This window comes from Microcystis sp. LEGE 08355, assembly GCF_015207185.1.
Classification (GTDB): domain Bacteria; phylum Cyanobacteriota; class Cyanobacteriia; order Cyanobacteriales; family Microcystaceae; genus Microcystis; species Microcystis panniformis.
In genome coordinates, this window is the sequence record NZ_JADEXI010000528.1 from 1 (window position 1) to 3,221 (window position 3,221).

Annotated in this window: 3 protein-coding genes; 1 reads left to right on the forward strand and 2 read right to left on the reverse strand. The window is 41.1% G+C overall.

Annotated elements, in window-relative coordinates; translation table 11 throughout:
• The first annotated feature begins 174 nt into the window (after positions 1–174).
• Positions 175–1,653, forward strand: coding sequence for a glycogen synthase GlgA (glgA, locus tag IQ242_RS20490; RefSeq protein ID WP_193961220.1), 1,479 nt, complete (start codon positions 175–177; stop codon positions 1,651–1,653).
• Between the two features lie 136 nt (positions 1,654–1,789).
• Here glgA and IQ242_RS20495 read toward each other — a convergent pair whose 3' ends face one another.
• Both IQ242_RS20495 and IQ242_RS20500 read right to left on the reverse strand, forming a co-directional pair.
• A complete protein-coding gene (locus tag IQ242_RS20495; RefSeq protein ID WP_193961221.1) occupies positions 1,790–2,590 on the reverse strand; it encodes a tetratricopeptide repeat protein in 801 nt (266 codons plus the stop codon).
• Between the two features lie 19 nt (positions 2,591–2,609).
• A complete protein-coding gene (locus IQ242_RS20500; RefSeq protein WP_193961222.1) occupies positions 2,610–3,218 on the reverse strand; it encodes a hypothetical protein in 609 nt (202 codons plus the stop codon).
• Positions 3,219–3,221 lie beyond the last annotated feature (3 nt).

Consider the following 3,221-nt stretch of genomic DNA (forward strand, 5'->3'; position numbering starts at 1 on the left):
CCCCAAAACCCTGCTCCCCTCTCCCCAATTCATAATTCATAATTCATAATTCATAATTCCCACTTCCCCAACCCGCAACTAATTCGATCGAGCCATTTAATCACAGAAGCTTGTATACTTTTGTAAAAATTGCTTCTAGCTGACCTGTAGATTAATCGAGGGAGTTATTGATATATGTATATAGTTCAGGTTGCCTCTGAGTGCGCCCCGGTGATTAAAGCCGGGGGATTGGGGGATGTGGTATATGGATTGAGTCGAGAATTGGAAATTCGCGGTCATTGCGTGGAGCTAATCCTACCCATGTATGATTGTATGCGCTACGACCAAATTTGGGGCTTACACGAGGCTTATCGGGACCTGTGGGTGCCTTGGTACGGTGGGGCAATTCACTGTAACGTTTTTTGTGGTTGGGTACACGGGCGCTTGTGTTTCTTTATTCAACCCAATTCGGGGGATAATTTTTTTAATCGCGGTACTTACTACGGCTGTAAAGACGATAATATGCGTTTTGCCTTCTTCTCTAAAGCCGCTTTAGAATTTTTGCTCAGAAGTAATAAACGTCCCGATATAATTCATTGTCACGACTGGCAAACCGGGTTAATTCCGCCCTTACTTTTTGAAATTTATAAATATCATGGTATGGGCAATCAGCGCGTTCTTTACACCATCCATAACTTTAAACACCAAGGATTTGGAGGTGCAGAAATTCTCTGGGCAACAGGATTAAATAACGATTCTTATTACTTTAGCTATGCCCGACTGCGCGATAACTTCAATCCTTTTGTGATTAATTTTATGAAAGGTGGCATCGTTTTTGCCAACTATTTCAATACCGTCTCGCCCCACCATGCTTGGGAAGCGCACCACACTGATGTTAGTTACGGTTTAGGCCATACAATTCACCAGCATCAACACAAATTTACTGGCATTCTCAACGGTTTAGATTACAATATCTGGAACCCGGAAGTGGATAAATTTATTCCTGCACCCTACGGTATTGATAACTTCTCCGAGAAGGCAGGCAATAAAAAGGCACTGCGAGAAAGACTCTGGTTAAGAGATGAACCAGAGAAACCCTTGATTTGTTATGTCGGTCGTTTAGATGACCAAAAAGGCGTACATTTAGTTCACCATGCCATGTATTATGCCTTAGCTCGCGGGGCGCAATTTGTCCTCCTAGGTTCCGCCACCGAATCGTTAATTAATAACTGGTTCTGGCACGAGAAAAATCACCTCAATAATAACCCTGATGTTCATATTGAATTGGGCTTTAATGAGGAATTATCTCACCTCATTTATGCGGGTGCTGATATGATTGTGGTTCCCAGTAATTTTGAACCCTGCGGACTGACACAAGTAATCAGCTTAAAATATGGAACTGTTCCCATTGTCCGGGGAGTTGGTGGTTTAGTTAATACGGTTTTTGATCGCGATTATGATACCTATCACCAACCGGAAGAACGCAATGGTTTTGTCTTTTTTGATCCCGATAATAATGCCCTCGAATCAGCCATGTCCCGGGCATTGGAATTGTGGTACACTCAGCCAGAAGAATTCCAAAAATTAGCGATTCAAGGCATGGAATGCGATTACTCTTGGAATCGCCCCGGGGAAGAATACGTTGCCCTCTATGAAATGATTCGCCACAAATAAACTGTCTTGTCTCTAGCAATTCCCTGGCAGTTGTCAACAGAAATTCGAGGAATAGATTTGTTGAAATTTCCAGGGTAATTGCTTTAGTTTTGACCGACTATTAACCCCACCAACAAACTTTTTTAGTAAACCCTACCTAGTAGAGCAGAAATGTTAACTTTGCTTGGTATTCTTGGGTGAGGGGATGACTAACTCCCAAAATCTGAAATATGGCTAACATGGCTTTTCTTGCCCCATCCTGACGATATTTTCTACTTTCTCCCACCAGGCTGATCAGTTTATCTAAAGCGGCGGCATAATCTTCTTTTAAAGCGAAATTAATCCCAGTAAAAAATATCGAATCGAGGGGATTATTTTCTGGTGTTAACTGTTGAAATTCTAGGAGAGTTTTCCAACCTTTGATAACAGGATTTTCCTCTTTAATAGCACTGATTAATCGGTAGGCATCAGACCATTTTTCTAGACGCATGAGAAATTTTACCGCCATAATAACTAATCGCGGTTCGTTGGGATATTTAGGAAAAAGACGATCAAATAATTGTTTAGCTGCGGGCAAATTATCGAGGGCGATCGCTTCTTGGATTTCTGCTAATCCTGTTTCTAATTCCGATTGTAAATCGAGACGGTAAAATAAGTCTCTAATTTGTTCTTCTGGCAAAGCACCGACAAAACAGGGTAACACTTCTCCCTTGCTGACAATTCGCACATCGGGAACTCCTTCCACATCGTATTGTTCGGCTAATTCGGGATTTTTATCTATATCTATTTTTGCCAGGATAAAATTATATTCACTGGCCAGTTTTTCCAGCATCGGTTTTACCAATTTACAGGGTCCACACCAGAGAGCATAAAAGTCTAAAATCACTGTATTTAGATAGGACTTCTCGATCACTTCACTGTCAAAATTTGTCCCATCTACCTCGATAGAATATCCCATCTATTTCTCCTCTAATCACTTATTTTTCAGCTAGTTTTGTCTCACTTACCTCTTTTACCCAAAGGGCTAATCCTCCCCCTCGTCCCCGGGCTGCTATCATTGTTTCTGTGATCAAAAAATAGGCAAAAAATGCCTGTTTTTTGATACTTTCCTGATAAAAATTCGCTTCACTTACCTGGCCATTTCTAATAAAACCTGAATAGAGAGAGCGATTAAATAGGGTTAGGTTGATCCGGGTAAAATCAAAAGCGAGAAGACGGGTTTTAGGAAAAAACTTAACTGGACCGCTTACGGATAGTTTTACTGCCCCTAAAACTATCTGATTGCTGACGCTTCCAGAGATAAATTCTCCCAGTTCTAAGCTCTCATTTCTTTGGTAAGAGATGGTAATTTTTAACCAGGATGGTAGATAGCACCCCTTCCCCAAAACAATCCCCGCTCTCTTTTTCGCTTTTTGAGTTCCCGTGATAAAGTATAATCGCCAAGTACCGACCAAAGCCTCAAAAGTAAGATTTTCTTTAGTTTTTTTATTGTTTTTTTCTTTGGTTAAGAGAAATTCCAGCAATTGAGAGACGGGGGGGCGATTATTGTCCTCAAGTATTAGGGGTGAGTCGAGATTTCTAACCATGAT

What these genes read in the sequence shown, in the direction of transcription:
- IQ242_RS20500 (WP_193961222.1), bottom strand. Translation starts at nt 3,218, where the DNA reads ATGGTTAGAAATCTCGACTCACCCCTAATACTTGAGGACAATAATCGC.
- glgA (WP_193961220.1), top strand. Translation starts at nt 175, where the DNA reads ATGTATATAGTTCAGGTTGCCTCTGAGTGCGCCCCGGTGATTAAAGCC.
- IQ242_RS20495 (WP_193961221.1), bottom strand. Translation starts at nt 2,590, where the DNA reads ATGGGATATTCTATCGAGGTAGATGGGACAAATTTTGACAGTGAAGTG.